General features: G+C 71.9%; 22 protein-coding genes. 13 read left to right on the top strand and 9 right to left on the bottom strand.

Features of this window, described 5'->3' with window-relative positions; all coding sequences use genetic code 11:
• Nucleotides 1-19: 19 nt before the first annotated feature.
• The gene (locus AAEP86_RS07840; protein WP_420369981.1) at nucleotides 20-1,051 is read left to right on the top strand and encodes a LacI family DNA-binding transcriptional regulator; all 1,032 of its coding nucleotides are present in this window, start codon (nucleotides 20-22) and stop codon (nucleotides 1,049-1,051) included.
• A gap of 9 nt (nucleotides 1,052-1,060) precedes the next feature.
• Here the strand turns inward: AAEP86_RS07840 and AAEP86_RS07835 are convergent, their stop codons facing one another.
• Nucleotides 1,061-2,032, bottom strand: a complete 972-nt coding sequence (locus AAEP86_RS07835; protein ID WP_420369980.1) for an AraC family transcriptional regulator — start codon at nucleotides 2,030-2,032, stop codon at nucleotides 1,061-1,063.
• 122 nt (nucleotides 2,033-2,154) lie between these two features.
• On the opposite strand from AAEP86_RS07835, the gene AAEP86_RS07830 reads away from it, so the two are divergent.
• Nucleotides 2,155-2,601, top strand: coding sequence for a MarR family winged helix-turn-helix transcriptional regulator (locus AAEP86_RS07830; protein WP_420369979.1), 447 nt, complete (start codon nucleotides 2,155-2,157; stop codon nucleotides 2,599-2,601).
• Between the two features lie 159 nt (nucleotides 2,602-2,760).
• Complete coding sequence (locus AAEP86_RS07825; protein WP_420369978.1) at nucleotides 2,761-2,916, top strand: hypothetical protein; 156 nt, start codon at nucleotides 2,761-2,763, stop codon at nucleotides 2,914-2,916.
• 351 nt (nucleotides 2,917-3,267) lie between these two features.
• On the opposite strand, the gene AAEP86_RS07820 is transcribed toward AAEP86_RS07825, so the two are convergent.
• Nucleotides 3,268-4,287 carry a LacI family DNA-binding transcriptional regulator gene (locus tag AAEP86_RS07820; protein WP_420369977.1) on the bottom strand — a complete coding sequence of 340 codons (1,020 nt, stop codon included), beginning with the start codon at nucleotides 4,285-4,287 and terminating at the stop codon, nucleotides 3,268-3,270.
• Nucleotides 4,288-4,504: 217 nt separating this feature from the next.
• On the opposite strand from AAEP86_RS07820, the gene AAEP86_RS07815 reads away from it, so the two are divergent.
• From AAEP86_RS07815 to AAEP86_RS07780, 8 genes are all read left to right on the top strand, one after another.
• Nucleotides 4,505-5,737 carry a sugar ABC transporter substrate-binding protein gene (locus tag AAEP86_RS07815; protein ID WP_420369976.1) on the top strand — a complete coding sequence of 411 codons (1,233 nt, stop codon included), beginning with the start codon at nucleotides 4,505-4,507 and terminating at the stop codon, nucleotides 5,735-5,737.
• 61 nt (nucleotides 5,738-5,798) lie between these two features.
• Nucleotides 5,799-6,770, top strand: coding sequence for a carbohydrate ABC transporter permease (locus AAEP86_RS07810; protein WP_420369975.1), 972 nt, complete (start codon nucleotides 5,799-5,801; stop codon nucleotides 6,768-6,770).
• Nucleotides 6,767-7,654, top strand: a complete 888-nt coding sequence (locus AAEP86_RS07805; protein WP_420369974.1) for a carbohydrate ABC transporter permease — start codon at nucleotides 6,767-6,769, stop codon at nucleotides 7,652-7,654. The genes AAEP86_RS07810 and AAEP86_RS07805 overlap by 4 nt, the downstream gene beginning before the upstream one ends.
• 79 nt (nucleotides 7,655-7,733) lie before the next feature.
• On the top strand, nucleotides 7,734-8,582 hold the full coding sequence (locus AAEP86_RS07800) for a ThuA domain-containing protein (RefSeq protein WP_420369973.1): 849 nt from the start codon (nucleotides 7,734-7,736) through the stop codon (nucleotides 8,580-8,582).
• A 5-nt stretch (nucleotides 8,583-8,587) separates the two neighbouring features.
• Nucleotides 8,588-9,694 (top strand): Gfo/Idh/MocA family protein, encoded by a 1,107-nt coding sequence (locus tag AAEP86_RS07795; protein WP_420370461.1) that lies wholly within the window; start codon nucleotides 8,588-8,590, stop codon nucleotides 9,692-9,694.
• Between the two features lie 133 nt (nucleotides 9,695-9,827).
• Nucleotides 9,828-11,201: a sensor histidine kinase gene (locus AAEP86_RS07790; RefSeq protein WP_420369972.1), complete on the top strand. Its 1,374-nt coding sequence runs from the start codon at nucleotides 9,828-9,830 to the stop codon at nucleotides 11,199-11,201.
• Nucleotides 11,202-11,212: 11 nt separating this feature from the next.
• Nucleotides 11,213-11,824: a response regulator gene (locus tag AAEP86_RS07785; RefSeq protein ID WP_420369971.1), complete on the top strand. Its 612-nt coding sequence runs from the start codon at nucleotides 11,213-11,215 to the stop codon at nucleotides 11,822-11,824.
• A 90-nt stretch (nucleotides 11,825-11,914) separates the two neighbouring features.
• A complete protein-coding gene (locus AAEP86_RS07780) occupies nucleotides 11,915-12,790 on the top strand; it encodes a hypothetical protein (RefSeq protein ID WP_420369970.1) in 876 nt (291 codons plus the stop codon).
• A gap of 157 nt (nucleotides 12,791-12,947) precedes the next feature.
• Here AAEP86_RS07780 and opgC read toward each other — a convergent pair whose 3' ends face one another.
• From opgC to AAEP86_RS07760, 4 genes are all read right to left on the bottom strand, one after another.
• Nucleotides 12,948-15,452 (bottom strand): OpgC domain-containing protein, encoded by a 2,505-nt coding sequence (gene opgC / locus AAEP86_RS07775; RefSeq protein WP_420369969.1) that lies wholly within the window; start codon nucleotides 15,450-15,452, stop codon nucleotides 12,948-12,950.
• Complete coding sequence (locus AAEP86_RS07770; RefSeq protein ID WP_420369968.1) at nucleotides 15,449-15,862, bottom strand: ATP-binding protein; 414 nt, start codon at nucleotides 15,860-15,862, stop codon at nucleotides 15,449-15,451. Before AAEP86_RS07770 ends, opgC begins: the two co-directional genes overlap by 4 nt.
• Complete coding sequence (locus tag AAEP86_RS07765) at nucleotides 15,859-17,811, bottom strand: glycosyltransferase (protein ID WP_420370460.1); 1,953 nt, start codon at nucleotides 17,809-17,811, stop codon at nucleotides 15,859-15,861. Before AAEP86_RS07765 ends, AAEP86_RS07770 begins: the two co-directional genes overlap by 4 nt.
• Nucleotides 17,812-18,092: 281 nt before the next feature.
• Nucleotides 18,093-18,806 (bottom strand): TetR/AcrR family transcriptional regulator, encoded by a 714-nt coding sequence (locus AAEP86_RS07760; RefSeq protein ID WP_420369967.1) that lies wholly within the window; start codon nucleotides 18,804-18,806, stop codon nucleotides 18,093-18,095.
• 134 nt (nucleotides 18,807-18,940) lie between these two features.
• Here AAEP86_RS07760 and AAEP86_RS07755 point away from each other — a divergent pair, with 134 nt between their 5' ends.
• A complete protein-coding gene (locus tag AAEP86_RS07755; protein ID WP_420369966.1) occupies nucleotides 18,941-19,870 on the top strand; it encodes an NAD-dependent epimerase/dehydratase family protein in 930 nt (309 codons plus the stop codon).
• 87 nt (nucleotides 19,871-19,957) lie between these two features.
• On the opposite strand, the gene AAEP86_RS07750 is transcribed toward AAEP86_RS07755, so the two are convergent.
• The 3 genes from AAEP86_RS07750 to AAEP86_RS07740 all read right to left on the bottom strand — a co-directional run bounded on the left by AAEP86_RS07750 (nucleotide 19,958) and on the right by AAEP86_RS07740 (nucleotide 23,889).
• Nucleotides 19,958-21,301 carry a fibronectin type III domain-containing protein gene (locus AAEP86_RS07750; RefSeq protein WP_420369965.1) on the bottom strand — a complete coding sequence of 448 codons (1,344 nt, stop codon included), beginning with the start codon at nucleotides 21,299-21,301 and terminating at the stop codon, nucleotides 19,958-19,960.
• 176 nt (nucleotides 21,302-21,477) lie between these two features.
• Nucleotides 21,478-23,298, bottom strand: coding sequence for a DEAD/DEAH box helicase (locus AAEP86_RS07745; protein WP_420369964.1), 1,821 nt, complete (start codon nucleotides 23,296-23,298; stop codon nucleotides 21,478-21,480).
• A gap of 114 nt (nucleotides 23,299-23,412) precedes the next feature.
• Nucleotides 23,413-23,889, bottom strand: coding sequence for a MarR family winged helix-turn-helix transcriptional regulator (locus AAEP86_RS07740; protein WP_420369963.1), 477 nt, complete (start codon nucleotides 23,887-23,889; stop codon nucleotides 23,413-23,415).
• A 96-nt stretch (nucleotides 23,890-23,985) separates the two neighbouring features.
• Here AAEP86_RS07740 and AAEP86_RS07735 point away from each other — a divergent pair, with 96 nt between their 5' ends.
• On the top strand, nucleotides 23,986-26,157 hold the full coding sequence (locus AAEP86_RS07735; protein WP_420369962.1) for an MDR family MFS transporter: 2,172 nt from the start codon (nucleotides 23,986-23,988) through the stop codon (nucleotides 26,155-26,157).
• The last annotated feature ends 49 nt before the right edge of the window (nucleotides 26,158-26,206 follow it).

Here is a 26,206-nt window from a genome sequence, read left to right as displayed (position 1 = left end):
GCAGCGGTACGGTGTGCAGATGGACACGGCACTCGGAGCGCGTCCCGGTGCCGGCCGGGTGACCATCGGTGACGTCGCCAGGGCCGCCGGGGTCTCGATCCCGACCGTGTCGAAGGTCATCAACCAGCGTGACGGGGTCGCGCCCGCGACGATGCTCCGCGTGCAACAGGTCGTCGAGGAGCTCGGGTACGAGACCTCGCTCGTCGCCCGCAGCCTGCGCAGCTCACGAACCGGGGTCGTCGGCATCCTGGTCCCCGAGTTCGAGCCGTTCTCGACCGAGCTCCTCCGCGGCATCTCCCGCGCCGCGACCGGCACCGGCTACGAGCTGCTGGCCTACGCCGGACTCATGACGGGTGCGGACCGACCGGGGTGGGAACGCCGGTCGTTGTCCCGGTTGTCCGGCACGCTCATCGACGGCGCCATCGTGGTCACCCCGACGACCGCGTTGTCGAGTTCCTCGATCCCGGTCGTCGCCATCGACCCGCACACCGGTCCCGAGGGGCACGCGACGGTCGACGCCGACAACGAGGGCGGAGCGGTCCACGCGGTCGAGCACCTCGTCGCGCTCGGCCACACCCGGATCGCCCACGTGCACGGACGCGCGGACCTCGCCTCGGCCCAGGTCCGCGAGGCCGGCTACCGTCGCGCCCTGGCCGCGGCCGGCATCCCGGTCGACGAACGCCTCGTCCGCGACGGCGGCTACCAGGAGGACCAGTCGGCCCTCGTCGCGCACGACCTGTTGACCCTGGCGGACCGGCCGACCGCCGTGTTCGCGGCGAACGACTCCTCGGCGTTCGGTGTGCTGCGCGCCGCAGCGTCGCTCGGGCTGCGCGTGCCGGAGGACCTGTCGGTGATCGGCTTCGACGACGTGCCACAGGCGTCCATGACCGCGCCGCCGCTGACGACCGTCGCGCAGCCGCTCGCCGAACTCGGGTCGCGCGCCGTCGAGATGCTCCTCACGATGCTGCGCGGCGAACCCGCCTCGGCGCACGTCCGGCTGCCCACGACGCTCCGGGTCCGGCGGAGCACCGGACCGGCTCCCGTCGCCTGACGACGACCGTCAGCGGCGGAGCGTCTGCTTCGGGTACTCGCCGAACCGCTCCGCGTACGACGCCGAGAACCGACCGAGGTGCGCGAAGCCCCACCGCTTCGCGACGTCGCCCACCGCACCGACCTGCGGGTCCAGCTCGAGCAGCTCCGCGCGGACGCGGTCCAGCCGGACGTGGCGCAGGTAGGTCAGCGGGGACACGTCGAACACACGGCGGAAGGACTCCTGCACGGACCGGACACTGAGACCCGAGACCGCCGACAGTTCCGTCACCGTCACCGGTTCGGCCGCGTGGTCGTGGATGTACTGCACGGCAGCGCGGAGCCGGGCGTTGCGCGGTTGTCCGAGCACGGCCGGCAGATCGCCGGGGCGGGGCGGGAACGCCTCGAGGAACACCTCGACGGCGAGTTCCTTCGCGGTGTGCCAGGCCGACGACTCGGGGCCACCGACGCGCAGCGAGCGGGCGAGCGCCACCAGGACGCCCTCCCAGCGCCTGGCCGTCTCCTGGTCGACCTCGCGGCGGTCGTCGAAGCGCAGCGGTCCCACGTCGCCCGTCCGGGACGCGGCGATGCGCTGCACGAACTCGCGGTCCAGGTGGACGATGCGGTGGTCGTGGTCGGCGGACCAGAACGCGTACTCGTCGTCCGGCGGCAGCAGCACGGGCCGCCCGATCGGCAGCGGGCACCGCCCGCCGTGGCGCTCCACCTCGCCGCTGCCGGCCCCGACCCAGACCACGACGTATTCGCCGCCGGCCGGCACGACCCCGTGCAGGGAACCGTGGAGCTGCGCTCGACGGACCGTCACGTCGGTGTCGCCGAGCGCGGTGTAGCGGTACTCGAACGGCCCGTCGGTCGGGCGGGCCACCCACGCGTCGCCGCTGTAGACGCCGCTGAGGTCACGGACAGCGTCCTCCGGCTGGTTGCCCGAGAACTCGAACCGCACCGCCTGCGAGGACCGGGGGCGTTCCCTCACCGTGTCGACCACGGCGATCCGTCCACGACACCTGCTGTCCGGATCACGCCATCACCCTCGTTATCTGGATACCCTGGCTGGGTACGTGCGGCGTAACGTTGCGCGGAACTGATCCGCACCGAGGAGGCCTCCACGTGAGCGAGATCGACCTGACCGCTGCGCTCACCCGGCTCGAGGCATCGATGGGCGCTCTGCGCGGACGACTCCGCGAACACCTCGGTGTGTCCGGCTCGGACCTGACCGTCCTGCAGTTCGTGGCGCGCGCGGCGGCCGCCGAACGCACGGTGCGGGTGAAGGACCTCGCCTCGCACCTCGACCTGAGCGGACCCGCGGTCACCGGCACGGTCGACCGCCTCGAACGGAGCGGGCACCTGTGTCGCGTGCCGAACCCGGAGGACGGACGGAGCCGCTTCATCGAGCTGACGCCGGAGACCCAGCGCGCGTACGCCGCTGCCATGGACAGCACGAACGAACACCTGCACGAGCTCCTGTCCTCCTTCTCTGATCGCGAGACCGCCAAGTACGTCAAGGTGATCGACCGCGTGGTGGAAGCACTCGAGCACGGCGCACCGACCCCTTGACGGCAGGCTACGGGCGGTCCGGACCCTCCCCGGACCGTTTGTCCAACAAGCGCAGTTAGGTAACTTCCCGACCTATCTCGCCGGACGGAGAGCCCCTCGCCCCGTACGTTCTCCCACGGAGGCCCCCGATCGGGGGTACCAGGACGACGAGGAGGCGTGATGAGCAACTACGAATCCCAACAGGGCGTCGATCCGGTCCGCATCGAGACGTTCCGTCGACTGCGGAAGCGCTGGAAATTCGGCGAACTGCAGGACGGTGCCGGGCTCTACGAGGACTTCTTCACCGACACCGCGCACGACGCACGGCGGCGCTGAGCGCCCGACACCACACGACGGACGTCAGGCCCGTGGCGGATCCGCCACGGGCCTGACGTCCGTCGTCGTGCCGGGGTCGACGGCCCGCGGCCGGCAGTACCGAGACTCGGCTCGGCGGACAGTTCCGCGGCGCGCAGTGCGCGAATGTGTCCGCGGAGCCGAGACTCGGGGGCGTCGCGGCGGCCGCGCGAGCCGACGGTCCGTGCCGCGGAAGCGACGGACTATCGCCGTGCGGGCCGGTCCGTGCCGCGGGAGCGACGGTCTGCCGCCGTCCGCCGGCGGCAGGCTGTCGCTTTCGCGGAGGCCGCAGGGACCGCGCGGAGCGGGGCGCGCGGCGCGAGGCGGGGTCGGTCAGGCGCCGGGGGCGGGGGCCGTCGACTCGGCGGTGCGGAGCGTGCACGGCAGCAGGAAGTGCGGCAGGTCGTCGGAGGTCCCGTCGAGCTGGTCGATCAGGGCGTCGGCGGCCCGGGTGCCGAGCTCGCGACCGGGGGCCACCATCGTCGACAACCGCGGGTAGTGCTGGTCGGCGTTCGTCTCGGAGGACGCGATGCTCAGCACCGACACGTCCTCGGGCACCCGGCGACCGGCCGCGTACAGGCCGACCAGGAGCCCGGCGGACGAGTCGTCCTTCATCACGAGCACCGCGCTCACGTCCGGGTCCGCCTCGAGCATCTCGCTCGCCGCCGCGCGGCCGCCCTCGCTGCCCGGACCGGCGTAGGTCACGGTCCCGTGCAGGCCCGGCCCGGCGAGCCGTGACGCGAAGGTCGCCTCGGCGCGCAGGTGCGGCGCGTACCCGGCCATCGGGGTGCCCTCGAGGTCCTCGAGGACGAGCCCGAACCGCCGGTGTCCGAGTGCCGCGAGGTGGTCGATGCTGTCCGTGATCGTGGTCTCGAAGTCGATGTCGACGTAGGGCAGGCCGCTGCTGTCGCGGGTGCGCCCGATCAGCGTGAACGGCACGTCGAGGTCGGTGAGGACGGCGACCCGCGGGTCGTCCATCCGCACCTCCATCAGGATCACGCCGTCGACGAGGCCGCCGGAGACGAGGTCGTCGAGGTCGTCCCCGGCGGGGTCGACGGGCCAGAGGACGAGGTGGTACCCCCGCTCGGACGCACGCTCGGCGGCGCTCATGAAGAACTGCGACGTGGTGGGGCTGAACCGGTCGCCCGTGGTCGGGAAGAGCAGGGCGATGATCCGGGTGCGGCGGCTCGCCAGTGCGCGGGCGACGACGTTGCCGCGGAACTTGAGGTCCCGCATCGCCGCCCGGACCCGTGCGGTGGTCGCCGGCGTCACGTACTTCGTGCCGTTCACGACGAACGACACCGTGGCAATCGACACGCCTGCCCGGTCGGCGACCTGCTGCATCGTGGCCATGCCGCCTCCTCTCCCCGCGCGCGCCGTGGACACCGTCGTGGCCGTCCGGGGACCCCTGCCACTCCGCACAGCCTAGCTTCCAGGATGCGCGAAAAAAGCGCTTTACAGGTGAAGCGCTTTTCTGTTAGCTTCTCGCCCCAAGGAACGCAGCGACGACGACGTCAGCGAGTCGTGGTCGTGCGCCCGTCCATGTCTCCACCAAGAGAAGAGCTGTGCAATGAAGCAGAAGTTCCACTCGTCGCCCCGCCGGGTGCGTGCCCTCCTCGGCGCGGCAGCGGTCCTCGCGACGGTCCCCCTGGTGCTCACCGGTTGCTCCGGATCCGGTTCGGCGTCGTCCGGCGGCAGCAAGGCCCTCACGATCGAGGACTACTACGACGCGAGTTACAACCCGGTGTACAAGCAGTGCGCGAAGGACGTCGGCGCGACCGTCACCATCAACCACGTCGCCGGCGCCGGACTGATCTCGAAGGTGCTGCAGCAGGCGTCGTCGAAGACCCTCCCCGACGTGCTCATGCTCGACAACCCCGACGTGCAGCAGATCGCCGCGTCGGGTGCCCTGTCCGACCTCAGCGCCTACGACCTCAGCGCGTCCGGCGACGTCCCCGGTGTCAAGGCGGCGAGCACCTACAAGGGCAAGCTCTACGGGGTGCAGTCGAACACGAACTCGATCGCGCTGTACTACAACAAGAAGCTCCTCTCCGAGGCCGGTGTCCAGCCGCCGAAGACGTGGGACGAGCTGAAGGCGGCCGCGAAGAAGCTCACGAAGGGCTCGACGTACGGCTTCGCGATGAGCAACATCAACACCTACGAGGGCACCTGGCAGTTCCTCCCGTTCTTCTGGTCGAACGGCGGCGACGAGAAGGACATCGCGACCACCGCGGGCACGCAGGCCCTGCAGCTCGTCGAGGACCTGCAGAACGACGGCTCGATGTCGAAGAGCTCGATCAACTGGGCGCAGGCCGACGTGAACAACCAGTTCCTCGCCGGCAAGGCCGCGATGATGATCAACGGTCCGTGGCAGCTCCCGGCGCTCAACGCCAAGAAGGGCCTGGAGTTCGACAGCGTGCCGATCCCGACCCGCACCGGTGGCGCGACGGTCGCCCCGCTCGGCGGCGAGGCGTTCACGGTCCCGCAGACCGGCGACAAGGCGAAGATGCAGCTCGCCGGCAAGTTCGTCGGCTGCCTCCACTCGGTGAAGGGGCAGGAGGCGCTCGCGAAGCTCAGCGGGAACGTGCCGACGAACATCGAGGCCGGGGCGAAGTGGGCCGAGAGCCACCCGCAGGTCGCCTCGTTCGTCACCACGGTGAAGACCGCCCGAGCCCGCACCGGTGAGCTCGGACCGGACTGGCCCAAGGCCGCGACGAAGATCTACACCGCCGTCCAGCTCGCCCTCACCGGCAAGGCCAGCCCCGAGGCAGCGCTCAAGCAGGCGCAGTCCCAGAACCAGTAGTGCACGAGGGAGCCGGCCGGACCGGTCGGCTCCCTCCCACCACTCCAGGAGAGGAACCCGCATGAGCGCCTCGACACAGGCACCCGCACGCACTTCGTCCCGCTCGGCGACACGGACCACCGTCGCCCCGCCCGTCCGACCTGGCCAGCGCCGCGCGCGACTCCGGACCGGCATCACCCGCTGGCTGTTCGTCATCCCAGCCGCGCTCTTCGTCGCGGTGTTCTTCGGCTACCCCGTGGTCAAGAACATCCTGATGTCGTTCCAGGACTACACGACCGCCACGTTCTTCACCGGCGAGGCTCCGTGGGTCGGACTCGCCAACTACGTCTCGGTGTTCCAGAGCTCGGTCTTCACGACCAGCCTGGTGAACACCGCGCTCTTCACGGCCGGCTCGATCGTGCTGCAGTTCGTGATCGGCCTGGGGCTGGCACTGTTCTTCCGACGGCACTTCCCGCTGTCCGGCTTCCTGCGCGGACTGCTGCTCCTGCCGTGGCTGCTCCCCCTCATCGCCTCGAGCGCGGTGTGGAAGTGGCTGCTCGACCAGGACAGCGGCGCGCTCAACCAGCTGCTCGGCCTCGTCGGTATCGCGCCGGTGCCGTGGCTGGTCAGCCCGAGCCTCGCCCTCATCGCGGTGATCGGCGTCAACGTCTGGCTCGGCATCCCGTTCAACACGACGATCCTGTACAGCGGGCTGCAGTCCGTCCCGCCGGAGCTCTACGAGGCCGGCGCGCTCGACGGCGCCACCGGGTTCAAGGCCTTCTGGTACATCACCTGGCCGAGCATCCGCAGCGTCGTGAGCGTGGTGATCGTCCTCGGCGTGGTCTACACCTTGAAGGTCGTGGACATCATCCTCGGCCTGACGGGTGGTGGTCCGGCGAACTCGACGCAGACGCTCGCCACGAACGCGTACCACCAGTCGTTCATCAACTTCCAGTTCGGCATCGGAGCCGCGGTGAGCAACGTCCTCATCGTCGTCTCGTTCGTCTTCGCGATGGTCTACATCGCGATCTCCAGGAAGGCGGTCGACGAATGAGCGTCGGACTCGCAGGCACCACCGTCACCGCGACCCGGGCGATGACGACCGCACGGACGGCACGGAACCGCCGCCCGCGGAGCGTCAAGGGCATCCCGCTCACGATCCTCGGCATCGTGTTCCTCGCGATCATGGTGTTCCCCGTCTACTGGATGGTGAACACGAGCCTCCAGGCCACGTCCGGGGCGGCGACCGCCACCTGGTTCCCGTGGTCCCCGACGTTCGCCGGCTACGAGGCAGCGTTCCAGCAGCAGGGGCAGAACTTCCTGTCGAGCATGATCATCGGCCTCGGTACGGTCGTCCTCACCCTCGCGATCGCGACACCGGCGGCGTACGGGCTCGCCCGCTTCCGGATGCGCGGCACCCGGGTCTTCCTGCTCGTGCTGCTCATCACGCAGATGATCCCGGCGATCGTCATCGCGAACGCGCTCTACACGCTGTTCAACAACATCGGCCTGCTCAACAGCTACGTCGGCCTCATCCTCGCCGACAGCGCCGTGCAGGTGCCGTTCGCCGTCCTGCTCATGCGGGCCTTCATGGAGTCGATCCCGCCGAGCCTCGTCGAGGCGGCGCTCGTCGACGGTGCGAACGACTTCCGGGCATTCGTGTCGATCGTCCTCCCGATCAGCCGCAACGCGATCGTCACCGCAGCCCTCTTCACGTTCCTCGGGGCGTGGGGCGACTTCCTCATCGCGCTGACCCTGACCTCCACACCCGCCGTCCGCCCGATCACGCTCGGCATCTACAACTACATCGGCTCGAACGTCACCGACTGGGGGCCCGTCATGGCCACCTCGGTCCTGGCGTCCCTGCCGGCCGCCGTGCTGCTGATCGTCGCGCAGCGGTACATCTCCGCGGGTGCCCTCGGCGGTGCCGTCAAGTGACGGCCGCCACGACGGCGGTGTCGGTGAACGCCGCACCGCCGCTGCACCCGAGCACCCATCCCAGCCAGAAAGGCACACCATGATCTCCACCCCGCTCCGCATCACCGTCTGGGGCGAGAACGTCCACGAGCAGGTCGAGCAGCACGTCGCCGACCGCTACCCCGACGGCATGCACGGCGCCATCGCCGACGGCATCCGCGAGAACCTGCCGGACGCCGTCGTCCGGACCGCGACCATGCAGGAACCCGAGCACGGCCTCACCGACGAGGTCCTCGCCGCGACCGACGTCCTCACCTGGTGGGGGCACGCCGCCCACCAGGACGTCGACGACGCCGTCGTCGACCGCGTGCACAAGCACGTCCTGTCCGGCATGGGCCTCGTCGTGCTGCACTCCGGCCACTGGTCGAAGATCTTCGGCAAGCTCATGGGCACCACGTGCACGCTCCGGTGGCGCAGCGAGCACGACCAGGAGCTCGTCTGGACGGTGAACCCGCAGCACCCGATCACCCGCGGCGTCCCGAACCCCATCGTCATCCCCGAGCAGGAGATGTACGGCGAGTACTTCGACGTCCCCACCCCGGACGAGCTCGTGTTCATCTCGGGCTTCACCGGCGGCGAGGTCTTCCGGAGCGGCATGACGTACCGCCGCGGCCTCGGGAAGATCTTCTACTTCTCCCCGGGCGACCAGGACTTCCCCGTGTACCACCACGAGGACGTCCGTCGGGTGATCGCGAACGCCACCGAGTGGGCCAGGCCGGAGCGCGAGCGCGAGATCCCGACGCTCCGCCGCTACGACCTCGGCGAGTACTTCGACGGCCAGCACTACCGCGGACCGTTCGACGACGCGCCCGTCGCCGAGACCGACGACGCGGCCGCCGACGGTACCGATGCCGCGCCCGTCGAGCAGCACGAAGGGGCACAGGCGTGAGCCCCCTGCGCGTCGTCCAGGTCGGGGCCGGCGGCATGGGACGGGCGTGGCTCGCCACCGTCGCGGCCGACCCCGACGTCGAGCTCGTGGGCATCGTCGACCTCGACCTCGACGCGGCACGTGCCGGAGCCGCCGTCGCCGGGGACCCGTCGATCCCGGTCGGCACCGACCTGACCGCCCTGATCCGGGACACCGGTGCCGAGGCCGTCCTCGACATCACCGTCCCGGTCGCCCACCACCCGGTCACGCTCGAGGCGCTCCGGGCCGGCCTGCCCGTCCTCGGCGAGAAGCCCGCGGCGCAGACCGTCGCCGAGGCGCTCTCGCTCGCGGCGGCCGCCGAGGCCACCGGGAAGCTGTTCATGGTCTCGCAGTCACGCCGCTACAACGACCACCTCGTCGCCTTCCGCCAGCACGTGCGGGCCCTCGGCGACGTCGGCGGCCTGAGCACCCGGTTCGCGAAGGCTCCGCACTTCGGCGGCTTCCGCGAGGAGATGGACGACGTGCTCCTGCTCGACATGGCGATCCACGCGTTCGACTCGGCGCGGTACGTGCTCGAACGCGACCCCGTGTCGGTGTACTGCGAGTCGTGGAACCCGTCGTGGTCCTGGTACCGGGGCGACGCCGCGGCCGCTGCGGTCTTCACGTTCGAGGACGACGTCCGCTACGTCTACGACGGCTCGTGGTGCGCCCCCGGCGCCGAGACGTCGTGGAACGGCGACTGGCGGGCCTCGGGCGCGGACGGCACCGCGCTGTGGGACGGCGACCACGACCCGTGGAGCGACCGCGACGGCACACCGGGCGCACCGGAGGCCGCACCGAGCGTCGGCAACGAGATCGCCGGGGCCCTCGCCTCGTTCGTCCGGGCCGTGCGCTCGGGCGAGACCCCCGACGGCGAGGTCCACGGCAACGTGATGAGCCTGACGATGGTGGACGCCGCCATCGCGTCGGCCCGCACCGGGCGGCGCATCGTCATCGACGAGGTGCTGGAGCAGGCGCACGCCACCGCCCTCGACGCCGAACGCGACGAGGCGGTCCGCGAGCGGCTCGCCGCGTGGGGACCGGTGCGCGGCGCGCTCGCGACCGGGTCGGCGGACACGGCCGCGCTCGGCTGACGCCGGGGCGTCCTGGAGGCGCGGTGCGGGTCCGACCCGCACCGCGCCTCCCGTCTGTCCACCGTGCGTCCCGGAACCGGCGAGCCGTCGCGCGCACCCGACGGCACGGGGCCGCCACCGTTACGGTGGCCCTGTGCGTGGACAACGGTCGTCGGACACACCAGCCGCGGGGACCCCGCTGGTGCTCGTCGCGGCCGACCCGCGCCGACGGACGGCCCGGACGCCGTGGGGACGGGTCCTCGCCGGCGTCGTGGTCGCCGCGGTCGTCGGCGGCGCCGCCGTCGCGACCGCCGGTGCACTCGTGTCGCAGCGCACCGCCGAGGGCTTCGCGGTCCGTGACGCGACGTCGGACACGGCCGCGCTGGCCCGCGTCGTCGTCGAGCCGGCACTGGCGGACGCGATCGCCGACCGGTCGGCGTCGGCCGTCGACCGTGCTGCCGCCCGGGTTCGGCTCGACGACGCCGTCGCCGGCGAGCTCCGCGCCGGGTCCGCCGTCCGGATGAAGCTGTGGGCCGCGGACGGCACCGTGCTGTGGTCCGACGAACCGCGGCTCGTCGGGGAACGGTTCCCGCTGTCGGAGGAGGACCTCGAGGCGCTGCGGTCCGACCGCTCGGACGCCGAGGTGTCCGACCTCGACGAGCCCGAGAACCGGTACGAACGCGGCAACGGCCCCCTGCTCGAGGCGTACCAGGCGGTGCACACGCCGTCGGGCGAGGCGCTGCTCTTCGAGGCGTACGAGCGCTACGACGACGTGGTCGCCCGCGCCGCCGACCTCCGCCGGTCGTTCGCCGTGCTGGCGTTCGGGACCGTCGCGGTCGTGCTCGCCCTCCTCGTCCCGCTCCTGCTGTGGCTGCTCCTGCGCATCCGGTCCGGCCAGCGGCTCCGCGAACGCCTCCTCGGACGTGCGCTCGACGCCGAGGCGGCCGAACGACGACGGATGGCCGCCGACCTGCACGACGGTCCGGTGCAGGACGTCGCCGGCCTGGCGCTGTCCCTCGGGGCCGACCCGGCGACCCGTGCAGCCGCCACGGTCCTGCGCGGCGCCGTGTCGTCGCTCCGCACCTCGATGTCCGCCATCCGCCCGTCGGCGCCGACGCCGGACGGCCTGCGCCCCGCACTCGACGACGCGACCGCACGGGCCCGGGCTGCCGGGATCACGACCGTCCTCGACGTGCCGGACCACGTGCACGCCTCCCCCGCTGCGCTGCTCGCGGTCGTCCGCTTCGTCCGCGAGGCCGTCTGGAACACCGTCAAGCACGCCGATGCGTCCCGCGTCGTGGTCTCGGTCGCGGCGGCGGGCGGTTCCGTGCGGGTGGTCGTCGCGGACGACGGCTCCGGCTTCGACCCGGAGCGGGTCGCCGGCGGCCCACGCCCCGGGCACCTCGGCACCACGCTGCTGCGCGAGGTCGCCGAGGACACCGGCGGGGCGCTGCTCCTCCGCACCGCACCGGGCACCGGGACCGTGTGGGAACTCGAGGTCCCCGCCGACGTCGAGGCGCTGCGGTGAGGGTCCTGCTCGTGGACGACCACGCGCTCGTCCGTGGTGGCCTGCGCGCCGTGCTCGCGACCACCGGGGACTGCGAGGTCGTCGGCGAGGCGGCCACCGGCGAGGAGGCCGTGGCGCTCGTGCCGTCGCTCCGACCGGACGTCGTCGTGATGGACCTGTCGATGCCGGGGGCCGGCGGCGTCGAGGCCACCCGACGGGTGCTCGCGGTGCGGCCGGAGGCACGGGTGCTCGTCCTCACGACGTTCTCGGACGACGACCGGGTGCGCGCCGCCCTCGCGGCCGGTGCCACCGGGTACCTGCTCAAGGACGCCGCCCCGGAGGACGTGGTCGCCGCGGTGCGGGCCGCCGGACGCGACGAGACGCCGATCGACCCGCGGGTGGCCCGTGCACTCCTGCCCGCCGCCGGGCACCGGACGGCTCCGGACGGCACGGGCGTCCAGCTGCCGCCGCGGGAGCGCGACGTGCTCGTCCGGATCGGCCGCGGGTTGTCGAACCGGCAGATCGCGACGGAGCTCGGCATCGCCGAACGCACCGTGAAGGTGCACGTCGGCTCGCTCTTCCGACGCATCGGCGTCGCGGACCGCACGAGCGCCGCGCTCTGGGCACGCGACCACGGCTGGTGAGCGGGTACTAGTACCAAGGTCCGATGGTGCGCGGCGGCCGGTGCGGCGACGATCGTCGTACCGGCCAGTCAGGCCCACCAGGAGGCACCCATGCACACCCAGCGCCACCCCCGACGCATCGCCGGCATCGCCGCCGCGATCGCCGTCGGCACCCTCGCCGCCGCCGTCGTCGGGGCCACCCCCGCGAACGCGTCCGGCAAGACCTCGACCGGCGGGGACTACGCCGTGACCGTCAACGGCACCACGACGAACCCCGCGCCGGGCAAGGACGCCAAGCTCAAGGACCTCGCCGTGTCGGGCACCATCGCGGTGCGCGGCAAGCACAACGGGTTCGACATCCGCGTTGCCGACCTCGGCGTGTACGACTACACGCTCACCGGGGCGCCGGACACCCAGCGGATGGTGACGAAGCCGACGGTCGTGTTCGCGTCGAAGGTCCCGTCGCTCACGCCCGCGCAGCTCGCCGGGACGCGTCTGTCGTCGCTCGAGGTGCGGGACGACACCCTGGTCGCGATCTTCGCCACCGGCGCCGGCAAGTTCAAGGTGCAGGCGAAGGACGGCGCGCAGGGCGGCGTCTTCCAGATGGAGACCGAGTTCGCGCAGCCCGTGAACTTCACGCACACGCTCGGTGCCGGGCTCTTCTACTTCACGAACCCGTACACGGGGAAGGTCAACTTCGGCGACGGGACGTCCGCGGTCGCCTCGGGCAGCGACGCGCACCAGATGCTGCTCGGCAAGGACAGCCCGCAGGTCGCGACGAAGACCTCGCAGACCACCACGACGACCACGTGGACGGTCCAACCCGGCGGCCGGCTCGGTGGTGTGCTGGGCGAGGACGCCGTCGAGCTCAGCCAGGGCGCGACGAACTGCACGAGCCAGTGCCAGGCCCAGAACCAGATCCGTGGCTCGCTGCCGGTGCCGCCGGACCCGGTGGACCCGACCCCGCTGGCCGTCGCGGTGCGCTGACCCGGCGGACGACCCACGGGAGGCGCGTGGCGGGTCCGCCACGCGCCTCCCGTCCGTCCGGCCGACAGTTCCACCCGCGGAAGCGACAGATCCGCGCAGACGGTCTGCGTGACCCTGTCGCTTCCGCGGAACGAACCGACCCGCGCGCGCCGGCAGGTCAGCGCGGGATGACCGAGAACAGGAACTTCGTCCGCACCATGTACCAGGCCAGCAGGATGAGCAGCGTGTGCGCCACGAAGCCGATCCACCCGTTGGCCCAGTCGACACCGGGGATCGACGCGATCGCCAGCGCGAAGAACACCTGCCAGACGAACACGTACAGGCTCGCCTGGCCGAGCGGGATCCACAGCCAGCCGATGACCTTCGCGATCGGCTTCCAGAACACGGTGAGGATCGAGTAGGACACGATCGCGAAGAACGCGATGTCGACCAGGCGCCCCCACTGCAGGTCGACGCGCTGGTACGCCGTGTTGTAGAGGTCGTCGTACATCGACGCGGGGAACGGCGTCGGGGTGAAGCCGTACTGGTCACCGGCCCACACGTAGACGAGGAACAGCGCGTACACCGAGACGCCGATCCCGACGAGGACCTTGCCGAGCCGCCCCGTGAGCGCTCCGACGATCTGACGGCGGTAGTACCCGAGCACGAGGCCGTGGGTGAAGACGACCTGCCAGGTGAGGAGCGGGAACACCGCCTCGAACTGCGAGTTCAGCGGCCGGAAGTCGGGGTGCAGCGCCTGGAACACGTAGAGCGCCCAGCTGACGACGAGCAGCGCCCACCAGAACCCGCGCCGGATCACCCACATGAACACGGGGATGACGAGGCTGAGCACCACGAACAGCCCCATGATGTTGAACGGCCACGGGCCCATCTCGAGCAGCAGGAACTGCCGGATGGCGTACCACGGCGGCGGGTAGGCCAGCAGCTGCATCGCGTTCGGGTACAGGTCGTACACGCGTCCCTCGGCCCCGACGCCGCCCGTGCCGGTCCCCCGGTCGGTGAACGTCGTGATCGCGTCGGTGTTCAGGAACGGCACGAAGCTCAGCGCGAAGACGACCAGGATGACCCCGAGCGTCACCAGGTACTGCTTCCGGGCACGCTTCCACGCGCCGACGGCCGCCGCCCACTCGCCGAACTTCTTGATGGCGAACGGGTACGTCATGCCGAGCACCATGCCGGACAGGAACACGAACATCTCGGCGCCGGTGATCGCGCCGACCGCGTGCAGCGTGAGGTACGAGTACGGGCCACCGATCTCGATGTGGGTGATGACGACGGCGAGGATGATGAAGCCGCGGAACAGGTCGAGCCGGAGGTCGCGGCCGGGCTTGCCGTCGTCGGGGTACCGCCAGCTCGGCAGCAGCCGACCGAACAGCCCGCTCAGCAGGAACACGGCCGCCAGGCCCACCGCCAGCCAGACGATCCACGCCATCTGGTCGCCACCGGTGTCGTACTGCTGGTCGGTCGCCGCGGCACCGGCCTGCGGCGTCACCCGTTCGGTCACCGGCCCGAGGACGAAGTGGTCGGCGCGCTCGACGTCGGTGCGGAACGACCCGGCGATGCCGGGGACGGCCGTGTCGCGCCAGTCGACGACCCGGTTGCCGGCCTCGGGCTCGCGCCGGTTCGTCTCGAGGAACGTCACGCCGCGGACCATCGGCCGGTCCTGGACCTCGGCGATGACCTGCCGCCACCAGCCCTGCTTGACGGGCAGCTCGGCGTCGCCGCGGAGCGAGTGGTCGTAGAGCGCACCGGTGTCGAGCAGCATCGGACGGTCGTCCGCCACGGCGAACCGGTCGTAGAAGGTGCCGGACTGCGGCTGCTCGTAGCCCCACGTCTCGTCGAACCGCGCGGCGACCTCGCCCGCCTCGGGGACGTCGTTCCGGGTCAGCGGGACGTCGCGGCCGGCGGCCTCGGTCGCCTTCCCCTTGCCGAACGAGTACATCGAGAGCCCGACCCAGTCGACGGCGGCGTCGCCCGGCCAGTAGGGCTGGTACGGGTCGTCGGCCTCGGTGAGCCGGCCGTCGCCGCTCGTGTCGAGCTTCGCGACGTCGGACGCCGACAAGTCCCGCAGCCGGCCGGCGGACTCGCCGAAGGGGTAGCCGGCACCGTACGACGGCGACCAGACCATGCGCGCGTCGGAGCTGCCGTCGTGCACCGCGCTCGCGAGCGCCCGGAACGCCCGCACGAACTGCGTCGGCTGCTGCCCCCAGCGCACCCACGTCCCGTTCATCTGCGGGGCGAACCGCACGAGCACCTGGGTGTCGTACTGGTCGTGCACCTCCTCGAGCAGCGCGTTCGCCGCTCGGGCGTCGGCCTTCGTCAGCGACCGGAGCGACTGGTCGGGCTCGAGGCTCACGACGAGGACCGCGCCCTGCGTCGCCGCGGCGCGGGTCGCACGGAGGAACTCCTTCCGCGCGCTGCGGTCGAGCGGGTACGGGATCTCGACGCCGTACATCGACGGGGTCGCTCCGAGCCGGCCGGCGTACCCGTCGGGGGCGTCGGAGCCCCAGTCGAGGTCGGGCCCGAACCACGCCTTCCCCGCCGACGGGGTGACGGCGGCGGCCGGGGTCGCCTGCGCGGCCGAGGCCGGCAGCGCGCCACCGAGCGCCAGCGTCGCGAGGACCACGAGGAACGCGACCGCGCGGGCCGCCTGCGACCTCACCGCCTGCACGCCAGCGTCCAGACGTTGTGGCCGCCCTCGTGCCGGTGCTCGAGCCGGTCGAGCGCCGCGATCGCGAGGGCGAGGCCACGACCGCTCTCCTCGTCGACGTCCGCCATCGTCACCGCGGCGAGGTCGACGTCCGCCGGCAACCCGTTGTCGGTGAGCACGGCGAGGACCTCGTCGTCGGTCGCGTCGAGCTCCACCGTGTACCGCCGACCGGCCTCCCGGTCGCTGCGTCGGGTGTGCTCGACGATGTTCGCCGCGATCTCGGCCACGGCGGTCTCGAGGCCGAACCGCAGCCGCACGTCGTCCGAGCCGAGTGTGTCCCACCACGCGCCGAACCGGTCCTGCACCTCGTCGAGCGACTCCACGGTCGCCGGGACGTCGAAGGCGGTGCGCTCCGGGTTCACAGGGGTCCTCCGACCGTGCTCGACTCGTGTTCGGACTGCACCGTACCGGGGCCGGGACCGCGGTAGAGCACGGCCCGGACGACGATGCTGAAGATGAAGAGGTCGAAGACGACCCACGCCGTGTTCACGAGCGGCGCGATGCCCGACGCCTGCCCGGTGAGGTACCGGATCCCGATGAGGACGAGCGCGGCGACGAGGGCACCCATCGCGATGAGCTGCGGCCGGACCAGGTCCCACCGCGGCTTCTGCTCGGACTCGTCCCGGACCTTCGGTGTCACCCGGAACCCGAGCGGCTTGCCCCGGAAGACGTTCTCGAAGGCGCTGGTGACCGACTCGATCCACACCGGGAACAGCGCGAGCGAGTACTGCTGACCGCGCCACGTCGGCCTCCCGGCTGCCACCACCCAGAACAGCAGCTGGTTGAGCACGAGGAACGGGATGAGACGGGCGAAGAAGTCGACGCTGTAGGCCTGCACGGGCACCACGCCGAAGCTCAGGCAGAGGACCGGGGCGGCGATGTAGACGATCGCCGCGAAACCGGACAGGTAGCTCCACATCGTCGAGAAGTACATGAGCCGCTGGCCCCACGACAGCCCCTTCTGCACGAGCGGGTTCTCGCGGAAGAACACCTGCATGGTCCCCTGCGCCCAGCGGAGCCGCTGCACGAGCATGGTGGGCAGGTCCTCAGGCGCGAGGCCCTTCGCGAGGATCTCGTCGTGGTACGCCGACTTCCAGCCGAGGCCGTGCAGGCGCATGGCGGTCGCCATGTCCTCGGTCACGGAGATGGTCGCCAGCGGCATGATCGGCTGCGCCTCGTCGTCGCGGTTGACGTCGAGCGCACGGGCGAGGACGGCGATGGACTCGATGGCGGCGACCGGTGACGCGTCCCGGCGCCCGAGGACGTCGAGCGCCGCGTCGTCGAGGCCGGCGAACGTGTCCGCCTCGGTCGACATCGCCGCGAGTTCCTGCAGGTCGTTCCGCACGGACTCGAGGTCGGACGCGGCGAAGCGGAAGGCGATCGCGTCGATCCCGCGCTGGAAGTGGTACGTGACGTCGCCGAGCGGTTCGCCGCGCAGGACCTGCTCGCGAGCCCGGTCGACGACGACCTCGGCCTCGTCGAGGGCGGTCAGCACGCGCGGGTCGGTCTCGGTCTCGCGTGCACGGGCGAGGAGCTTCCGGGAGGTCTTCACGGTGCGGGCCACCGACGCCTCGACCTCGCGGACGTAGCGGGTGACGCCGAGCTGCATCAGAGCCTCACGGCGGAGGATCGCGTTCGACCCGCAGAAGAACGCGGCGTTCCAGCCGTCCTTCGACTGCTGGATCGGCCCGTAGAACAGCGGCGCCTGGCTGCCGAGGAGATCGGCGTCCGGCACGTTCTCGAACCACTGCGGGGTCTGCACGAGGGCCATCCGGGGGTCCTTGAAGTACCCGAGCGTGCGGTCGAGGATCGACGGCTCGGGCACCTGGTCGGCGTCGAGGATGAGCAGGAACTCCCCCTGCGTGGCGAGCAACGCGTTGTTGAGGTTGCCCGCCTTCGCGTGCCGCGGACGGTCGACCCAGTCGGCCCCGCGGGTGATCACGCCGATGCCGAGCGCCTCGGCCGCCGCGCGCATCTCGGGACGGTTGCCGTCGTCGAGGATCCAGGTCTCGTGCGGGTGGCTGATCGCCTTCGCCGCCCGGGCGGTGCGGACCACGAGGTCGACGGGTTCGTTGTAGGTCGTGATGAAGACGTCGACGGTCACGTCGGGCGACGGCTTCGTCGGCGGTTCGCCGCGCTCGCGGAGACGCCACGCCCCGAAGGCGAACAGCAGGGAGTCGATGACGCTGTACGTCTCGGCGAGGATGAGCGGCACCGCGATCCACCACGAGTGCCAGTTGACCGACGCGGCCCAGCGCCAGACGACGTAGTTCACGCCGGCGAGCGACGCGAGGAGGGTCACGGTGCGCACCGTGACGAGCCGTCGTCTGGCCGTCCCGGTGGCGAGGCGGCGGCGGTCCTGACGGCTGAGGTCGACGGCGGTCACCGGACTGCTCCGGCCGCGGGGTCACCGAACGTGCTGCGTCGCAAGCGTGCCTCCTGATCGCCGGCCCCGGTCGCGGCCGCGCCCGAGTGGTGGTTCCGTCCGGGCGGGGCTCCAGGGGCCGACGCGTCGGTCGTCCGCCCCCGCCGTCGGGTACGACCAGGGCGTAGGGACCTGTCTACCGCACCGGAGGGCCGTCCGTCAGGTGGTCATCCGAAGGTCGCCGAGAACCCGAGGTCGTCGGCGAGCCGTGCGACGACCTCGTCGAAGTACGCCGCCTGGTCCGACACCGATCCGACGTAGTGCCCGAACAGCTCGAACGAGATCGTGCCGAACACGGTGGTCCAGGCCATCAGCATGCGGACGAGCACCTCCTCGGGCAGCTCGATGCCCGCGGCGCGCAGGGTCGCGACACCGTCGGCGACGGCGCCGACTGCGGCGCCAGTACCGGCACCAGCACCAGCACCGTCGGCACCCGCGGGCGCCCCATCCAGCGCGTCCGCCACCACCCGCACGAGCGTCAGGGTCGTCCGGGACGCCGGCGCGACCGTCTCGGCCGGTGCCACGTACCCCGGGACGGGTGACCCGTAGAGCAGTGCGAAGTCCCCGGGGTGCGCGACCGACCACGTCCGCACCGCCCGGCACCCGGCGACCCACCGCCGCCCCGGGTCCGGACCGGCTGCGGCGTCGGCGGCCTCGACCGCCGCGCCGAGCTCGTCGTAGTCCATCACGAGCAGGGCCGTCAGCAGGTCGTCGCGGCTCGGGAAGTACCGGTACACCGCCGACGACACCAGGCCGACGTCACGGGCGACGGCGCGCAGGCTCAGCTGCGCGGGCCCCTCGGCCGTCAAGCGCGCTCGGGCTGCGGCGAGGATGCCGTCCCGGACGGTCCGTCGGGCGAGTTCGCGAGCGGTCGGTGCCATGCCGCAACCCTGCCACGCGAGAGCACTGCGCACAAACGAGAGCACTGCTCTTGCGTTCTCCCCGGACAGGGTGCATGCTCAGTGCGAGAGCAGTGCTCTCTCTCGACCGTCCGGACCAGGAAAGCAGGAACCCCATGACCCCGCACCACGTCGTCGTCGGAGCCGGCCCGGTGGGCCGCCACGTCGCCGAGCTCCTCGCCGGACGCGGCGACCGCGTCACGATCGTCACCCGCTCGGGCCGCGACACCGGCCTCCCCCACGTGGGACACGTGGGGCTCGACGCGTCCGACGCGACGGCCCTCACCCGCGTCACGGAGGGTGCAGCCACCCTCTACAACTGCGCCAACCCCGGCGACTACACGCAGTGGGAGCGTGCCTGGCCGCCGCTCGCGAGCGCGCTCACCACCGCCGCGGAGCGCACCGGCGCGGTGTACGCGATCACCGGGAACCTCTACCCGTACGGCCCGGTCGACGGTCCGATGCACCCCGGGCTGCCGGACGCCGCGACCGACCACAAGGGCATCCTCCGCGCACGCCTCTGGGCCGACGCCCTCGCCGCACACGACGCCGGACGGCTGCGCACCGTCGAGGTCCGCGCCTCGGACTACGTGGGGCCGGGCATCGGCGAGAACGGGCACATCACCCGGGTCCTGCCCGCCGCGCTGCGGGGCAGGGCCGTGTCGATGGTGGGCCGGACCGACCTGCCGCACACCTTCACCGACGTGCTCGACGTCGCGCGGACCCTCGTCGCCGCCGCGGAGGACGAGGGCTCCCACGGCCGCACCTGGATGGTGCCGAGCAACGCTCCCCGGTCCCAGCAGCAGGCCCTGACCGACGTGCTCGCCGCCGCGGGTGCGCCGCGGGTGACGGTCCGCCGCCTGCCGGCGGGGCTGTTCCGCACGGTGGGCCTGGTGTCGCCGATGATGCGCGAGATCGCGGACATGACGTACCAGTGGACGGCGCCCTACGTGGTCGACGACCACGAGAGCCGGGAGCGCTTCGGCATCGACCCGACGCCGTGGGACGAGGTCTGCCGTCGGACCGCGACGGGTGCGGCGGCCTGACCGGTCGACGCGACCGGTGCGGTCCGGACGACGGACGGGAGGCACGGTGCGGGTCCGCACCGTGCCTCCCGTCCGTCGGTGGACGCGTCAGACGACCAGCAGGCGCGAGAACTGCCCGGACGAGAGCCGCTGCGCGGCCCCGCCACCGGCGGGGACCCGCCAGAGCCCCGCGCTCGGCCCGCTGTCGACGTCCGCGAACACGTCGCCGGCGCGGTCGGAGGCACCGAGGTTGGCGCCACGGGTGCCCGCGGTGAGCCCGGTCACCGACCGGGTGACCGTCGTGCCGTCGGCCGACCGGACGACGAGGTCCGTGACGCTCCGGTCCACACCGCAACCGGTCGGCGTGTACTCGGACGGGGTCGTGCACCACTGCTTCGACTGCAGGAGCGAGAACGTCTCGCCGTTCGTCGCGGCGTACTCGAAGGCGAGCCGCGGCTCCGCGGCCACCGGGACGGTCGCGCCGGCGGGAAGGACCCACCAGATGAACGCGCCTGCGGCACCCGGCGAGAGCCAGTTGTAGTACAGGTTGCCGTGCGCGTCGGCGATGACGGCCCGGACGTACCCGAGCACGCCGGCGTCGCCCGCGGTCACCGACCGGCTGGTCGTCGTGCCCGAGGGACTGACGGTCCGGACGGTCGCGGCGGTCACGGTGCCCGCCCACGTGGAGACGGTCCCGTCCCGACCGACGGCCCAGTACCGGTCGGTCACGCCGTTCGGGGTCGTGCCGAAGGACACCCAGGGTCGGACGGTCCCGCCGCGCGCCGCCAGGCGGTTGACGACACCGGTGACCGAGTCCAGCCAGTAGACGTTGCCCGCGACGTCGGAGCGGAGGTCCGGGGTGAGGTGCAGGCCCGTCGCGAGGACGCGGGCCGGACCCCCGCCGGCCGGGTGCAGGACGATCGACGTCCGGTCGGCCGACGGCACGAACACGTCGCCGACGTCGTCGGCCGTGAAGCCCTCGCCGTCCGCGGCGACGGTCGTCGCCCGTGTCCGCCCGGAGGTCGGGAACCGGACGACCGCCCCGGAGGCATCGAGCCCGTAGAGCGACTGCGCGACCGACGTCGACCGGGGAGCCGCGTACCGGACCCGGGCGACCGGTCCGGCACCGCGGTTCCCCACGGCTCGGACGGTGAGCGCGTAGCGCGTACCGGCGTGCAGGTCGGTGAAGCGGTCCGACCGCGCGGTGGCCGGCAGCCGGTCGATGCCGTGGACCGGCAGCCGTCCTGCCGGGGAGACCGTGACGCGCCACCCCGTCACGGCGGCTCCCCCGCGCGGTGCGTCCCAGGTGAGGGCGGCTGCGTCGCCGGCTCCGCTGACCTGGACGTCGGTCGGGGCTCCGGGGAGCCGCGACGGGTGCGCCGCCACCGCGGGCGTCACGCCCCCGATGACGAGCGCCGCCGCAGCTGCGACGGTCAGTACTGCTCTGTACACGATGGTCCCCGTTCTCCTCCGTGGCGTCCCTGTGCCGCGGCTGGGGTCATCACACCACCGTCGGAGCACGTGCAGGGCCGGTGCGGCGGATCGTGCGGTGCGGCGTGCGCCATCCCGCAACACGACGCAGGGCGCGGTGCCGACCGGCACCGCGCCCTGCGTGGACCCGCGTCGGGTCAGCGCTGTCGGGGCCGGCGCTCCGAGCGGTCGTCGCGGTCGTCGCGCGGGCCACGGGGGCCGCGGTCGTCGCGGTCGAAGCGGCGCGCGCCGCCACCACCACGGCGGTCCGGCTTGATCTCGATGAGCTTCCCGCTGATCCGGGTGTCCGTCAGGCGGTCGAGCACGCCCGTGTCCATGTCGGCCGGCAGCTCGACGATGGAGAAGTCCGGTCGGATCTGGATCGCACCGAAGTCGTCGCGACGCAGACCGCCCTCGTTCGCGAGCGCGCCGACGATCTGGCGCGGCTCGACACGGTGCCGACGACCGACCTCGATCCGGTACGCGGTCATCGGCTGCGAGCGACGCGGGCCACGGTCGGCCCGGTCCCCGCGGTCGGCCCGCCCACCACGGTCGTCGTCCCGGTCACGGCGGTCGGCGCCACGGCCGTCGCGGTCCACCCGGCTCCGGAGCTCGTCCGCCTTCGGGTCGAGCAGCAGCGGGTCCTCGCCCTGCGCCACGACCGCCAGGGCCGCGGCGACGTCGTCGGCCGGGACGTCGTGGTGCTCGACGTAGTGCGCGATGATGTCGCGGAACGCGGTGATCCGGTCCTGCTGCTCGAGCGCGGCGGTGATGGCGTCGTCGAAGCGGGTCAGGCGGGTCTCGTTGACGTCCTCGATCGTCGGCAGCTGCATCTGCGTGAGCGGCTGCTTCGTGTGCCGCTCGATGGCGGACAGCAGGCGGCGCTCGCGGGGCGTGACGAAGCTGATCGAGTCGCCCTTGCGGCCCGCGCGTCCGGTGCGGCCGATGCGGTGCACGTAGGACTCGATGTCGACGGGGATGTCGAAGTTGACCACGTGCGTGATGCGGTCGACGTCGAGTCCGCGGGCGGCGACGTCGGTGGCGACGAGGATGTCGAGCTTGCCGGACTTCAGCTGGTTGACCGTGCGCTCGCGCTGGGCCTGGGCGACGTCGCCGGAGATAGCGGCGGCGGCGTACCCGCGCGCCCGGAGCTTCTCGGCGAGCGTCTCGGTCTCGCTCTTCGTGCGGACGAAGATGATCATCCCCTCGAAGTCCTCGACCTCGAGGATGCGGGTGAGCGCGTCCACCTTCTGCGGGTACGACACCATGAGGTACCGCTGCGTGATGTTCGCAGCGGTCTTGGTCTTCGTCTTGACCGTGATCTCGGCCGGGTCGGTCAGGTACTGCTGCGAGATGCGGCGGATCTGCGCGGGCATCGTCGCCGAGAACAGCGCGACCTGCTTGTCGTCCGGGGTCTCGGCGAGGATCGTCTCGACGTCCTCGGCGAAGCCCATCTTGAGCATCTCGTCGGCCTCGTCGAGCACGAGGTACTTCAGCTCGGACAGGTCGAGCGTGCCCTTCGCGATGTGGTCCATGATGCGACCGGGCGTGCCGACGACGACGTCGACCCCGCGACGGAGCGCCGAGAGCTGCACGCCGTACGCCTGGCCGCCGTAGACCGGCAGCACGTGGACGTGCTTCATGTGGGAAGCGAACTGCTCGAACGCCTCGCACACCTGCAGCGCCAGTTCGCGGGTCGGGGAGAGCACGAGGGCCTGCGGCACCTTGGCGCCGGCCTCCATGCGGGAGAGGATCGGCAGGGCGAACGCCGCCGTCTTGCCGGTACCGGTCTGCGCGAGGCCGACGACGTCGCGACCCTCGAGCAGGGTCGGGATCGTCGCCTCCTGGATGGCGGAGGGCGTCTCGTACCCGATGTCCTTGACGGCCTTGAGCACCGCGTCGCTCAGGCCGAGGTCGGAGAAGGTCACCACGGGCCCCTCGTCGCTGGTCTCGGTGGTGGTGGCGGTGTCCGTGCTCATGCGCAAACGGTATCTCGAATACACCGCGCGCAGTGACGGACGGTGCGTCCATCGCCTGGCCGGGCCGCGCCTCCTGACCGGCCGTCGGCCGACCGCCCGGTGCCGGCCGTGCGGTCAGGCGGGGTCGACCGGAGCGGTCGCGCCGATGCCGAGCACCGCGTCGGCCCGGTCGTTGAGCCGGGCGAGCAGGCCCGCCAGGGTGTCCAGTTCGTCCGTCGCGAACGCCTGCGTGAGGTCGTCGAGCACCTCGGCGCCGGCGTCGTCGAGCGTGTCGAGGAGCACCCGTCCCGCGGCCGCGACGGTCACCAGGCTGGCGCGGCCGTCGGCGGGGTCGGGTTCGGTGCCGAGGTGGCCGGACTCGACGAGGGCCGCGACCCGCCGACTGACGACGGGGCGGGACAATCCGGTGGCGTCCGCGATCACCATCGCGCGCACGGCGCCGTGGTGGTCGACGGCGCGGAGGATGACGCGCGCCGTCGGGTCGAGGCCGCCGCGGGACTCGATGAGCGAGGACCGCAGGGTCTGCCGGACCCACAGCCGGTCGAGCTGGGCGCGGAGGAGCCGTTCGGCGTCGTCCCGGTTCGCGGTCACGGCGTCAGCGTAGTGCCCACATTTAGTTGCTTGCCGGAAGCAATGGTTGTATCGTTGCGCGGTCTGCAAAGTTTCACAGCCTGAAGAAGGAGTTCGATGACCGCCACCGCACCCGTCACGGTGCAGCCGGGACGGCACGCCGCCGAGGCCCCCGCCGCCTCGTCCGCGCCCGGCCAGCAGCCGCTCATGACCCACCGCCAGATCCTCCTCGTGATCTACGGCCTGATGGCGGGCATGTTCCTGTCCTCGCTCGGCCAGACGGTGTTCGGCACGGCGATCCGGACGATCGGTGACGACCTGCACGGCCTCGACCAGCAGGCGTGGGTCACGACCGCGTACCTCATCACCTCGACCATCGCGACGCCGATCTACGGCAAGCTCTCCGACATCTTCGGCCGCCGCCCGCTCTACATCTTCGGCATCGTCGTGTTCATCCTCGGCGCCGTGCTCTCGTCGATGTCCACGTCGATGCTCATGCTCGCCGGCTTCCGTGCCGTGCAGGGCATCGGTGCCGGCGCGCTGATGTCGCTGCCGCTGGCGATCATGGGCGACATCCTCGCCCCGCGCGAGCGCGCCAAGTACCAGGGCTACTTCCTCGCCGTGTTCGGCATCTCCAGCGTCATCGGCCCGCTCATCGGCGGCCTGCTCGCCGGTTCCTCCGAGATCCTGTGGATCACCGGCTGGCGCTGGGTCCTGCTCATCAACGTGCCGATCGGCATCGCCGCGCTCGTCATGGTGCTCGTCTTCCTGCACCTGCCGAAGGTGCACGGCGCCGACGCCGCGAAGCCCAGGGTCGACTGGTGGGGAGCGACCGCCGTCATCGTCACGCTCGTGCCGCTGCTCCTCGTCGCCGAACAGGGCCGCACCTGGGGCTGGGGCTCCCCCGCTGCGATCGCCTGCTACGTCGTCGGTGTCGTCGGCCTGGTCGGCCTGCTGCTCGTCGAGTCGAAGATGGGTGACGCCGCGATCATCCCGCTGAAGCTCTTCCACTCGGGCACGTTCTCGATGGCGACCGTCATCGGGTTCCTCGTCGGCTTCGCGATGTTCGGCGCGATGCTCACCATCCCCCTCTACCTGCAGATCGTCGTCGGCCTCACCCCGACCGAGTCCGGCTTCGCCACGCTCCCCCTCGTCGGCGGGCTCATGATCGCCTCGATCACGAGCGGTCAGATCGTGGCGCGCGTGGGTCGCTACCGGATCTTCCCGGTCATCGGCACGTTCCTGGTGTCCACCGGCTACGTCGTCCTGACCTTCATGACGATCGACAAGCCGCTCTGGTTCCTGATGATCGGCATGTTCCTGATCGGCCTCGGCCTCGGTTCGGTCATGCAGTCGCTGACCCTCGCCTCGCAGGGCTCCGTCGAGGCGCGGGACATGGGCGTCGCCACGTCGTCCGCCACCTTCTTCCGGCAGATCGGCGGCACGCTCGGCACCGCCGTCCTGCTCTCGATCCTGTTCTCGGTCATGCCGGCGAACATCCTGCACGCGACCGCGAACCAGAAGGACCTCGGTCCCGCGCTCGAGGCCGCGCTGAACCCCACCGTCGCGACCGCGAAGGCGAACCAGGGTGCCATGGAGAAGATCTGGACGCCGATCGTCACCCCGCTGACGACGACGGTGCAGTCGCAGCTCGACGCGGCGTCCGCGAAGGCGACGGCTGCGGCCGACGCCGCGGTCACGGCGCAGGTGACCACCGCCGTGCAGCAGCAGGTCGCCGCGGGCGTCGTGCCCGCCGCCTCCGCGCAGGCCGTCATCGACCAGCAGGTCACGGCGGCGGAGCCCGCCGCCGAGCAGTCCGCACTCGAGCAGGTCGCCACCCGGGCACACGCCACGGTGCAGGGCGACACCGTGTCGGTCGACTGGGCGGACGCGTCCCAGCGCTCGTACTGGGTGCGGCAGCTCACACCGGAGCTGGCCGACAAGGTCGACGACGGCAGCACGCAGAACGACAACGCCACGAGCACGAACGACACGTCGTTCCTCACCGGCGCCGACAGCCGCCTCACCCGTCCCTTCATGGCGGGCTTCAACGCCTCGTCCGTGACGATCTACTGGGTCGGTCTCGGCGTGATCCTGCTCGCCTTCGTGCTCACCTGGTTCTTCCGGGTGCCGCCGCTGCGCCAGCGCTCCGCGCTGCAGGAGCGGGCCGACGCCGCCGGCTCGGCCGACGCCGAGGCGGAGCTCGAGGCGTCCGCCGGCATGGCCGCCGCCGAGGCCGGGTCCCTCACCGGTCCGATGACCGGCTCCACGCCGACCCAGCGTCGGTGACCGAGCGGAGCGTCCGTCGGGGCACCCGGCGGACGCCCCGCCCACCAGC

The organism is Curtobacterium sp. L1-20 (assembly GCF_048755855.1).
Lineage (GTDB): Bacteria > Actinomycetota > Actinomycetes > Actinomycetales > Microbacteriaceae > Curtobacterium.
Note: the sequence above shows the minus strand (reverse complement) of the source record. Positions and strands in the feature narration are given on the sequence as shown.

What these genes read in the sequence shown, in the direction of transcription:
- AAEP86_RS07840 (WP_420369981.1), top strand. Translation starts at nt 20, where the DNA reads ATGGACACGGCACTCGGAGCGCGTCCCGGTGCCGGCCGGGTGACCATC.
- AAEP86_RS07825 (WP_420369978.1), top strand. Translation starts at nt 2,761, where the DNA reads ATGAGCAACTACGAATCCCAACAGGGCGTCGATCCGGTCCGCATCGAG.
- AAEP86_RS07820 (WP_420369977.1), bottom strand. Translation starts at nt 4,287, where the DNA reads ATGGCCACGATGCAGCAGGTCGCCGACCGGGCAGGCGTGTCGATTGCC.
- AAEP86_RS07815 (WP_420369976.1), top strand. Translation starts at nt 4,505, where the DNA reads ATGAAGCAGAAGTTCCACTCGTCGCCCCGCCGGGTGCGTGCCCTCCTC.
- AAEP86_RS07810 (WP_420369975.1), top strand. Translation starts at nt 5,799, where the DNA reads ATGAGCGCCTCGACACAGGCACCCGCACGCACTTCGTCCCGCTCGGCG.
- AAEP86_RS07805 (WP_420369974.1), top strand. Translation starts at nt 6,767, where the DNA reads ATGAGCGTCGGACTCGCAGGCACCACCGTCACCGCGACCCGGGCGATG.
- AAEP86_RS07800 (WP_420369973.1), top strand. Translation starts at nt 7,734, where the DNA reads ATGATCTCCACCCCGCTCCGCATCACCGTCTGGGGCGAGAACGTCCAC.
- AAEP86_RS07780 (WP_420369970.1), top strand. Translation starts at nt 11,915, where the DNA reads ATGCACACCCAGCGCCACCCCCGACGCATCGCCGGCATCGCCGCCGCG.
- AAEP86_RS07760 (WP_420369967.1), bottom strand. Translation starts at nt 18,806, where the DNA reads ATGGCACCGACCGCTCGCGAACTCGCCCGACGGACCGTCCGGGACGGC.
- AAEP86_RS07755 (WP_420369966.1), top strand. Translation starts at nt 18,941, where the DNA reads ATGACCCCGCACCACGTCGTCGTCGGAGCCGGCCCGGTGGGCCGCCAC.
- AAEP86_RS07745 (WP_420369964.1), bottom strand. Translation starts at nt 23,298, where the DNA reads ATGAGCACGGACACCGCCACCACCACCGAGACCAGCGACGAGGGGCCC.
- AAEP86_RS07735 (WP_420369962.1), top strand. Translation starts at nt 23,986, where the DNA reads ATGACCGCCACCGCACCCGTCACGGTGCAGCCGGGACGGCACGCCGCC.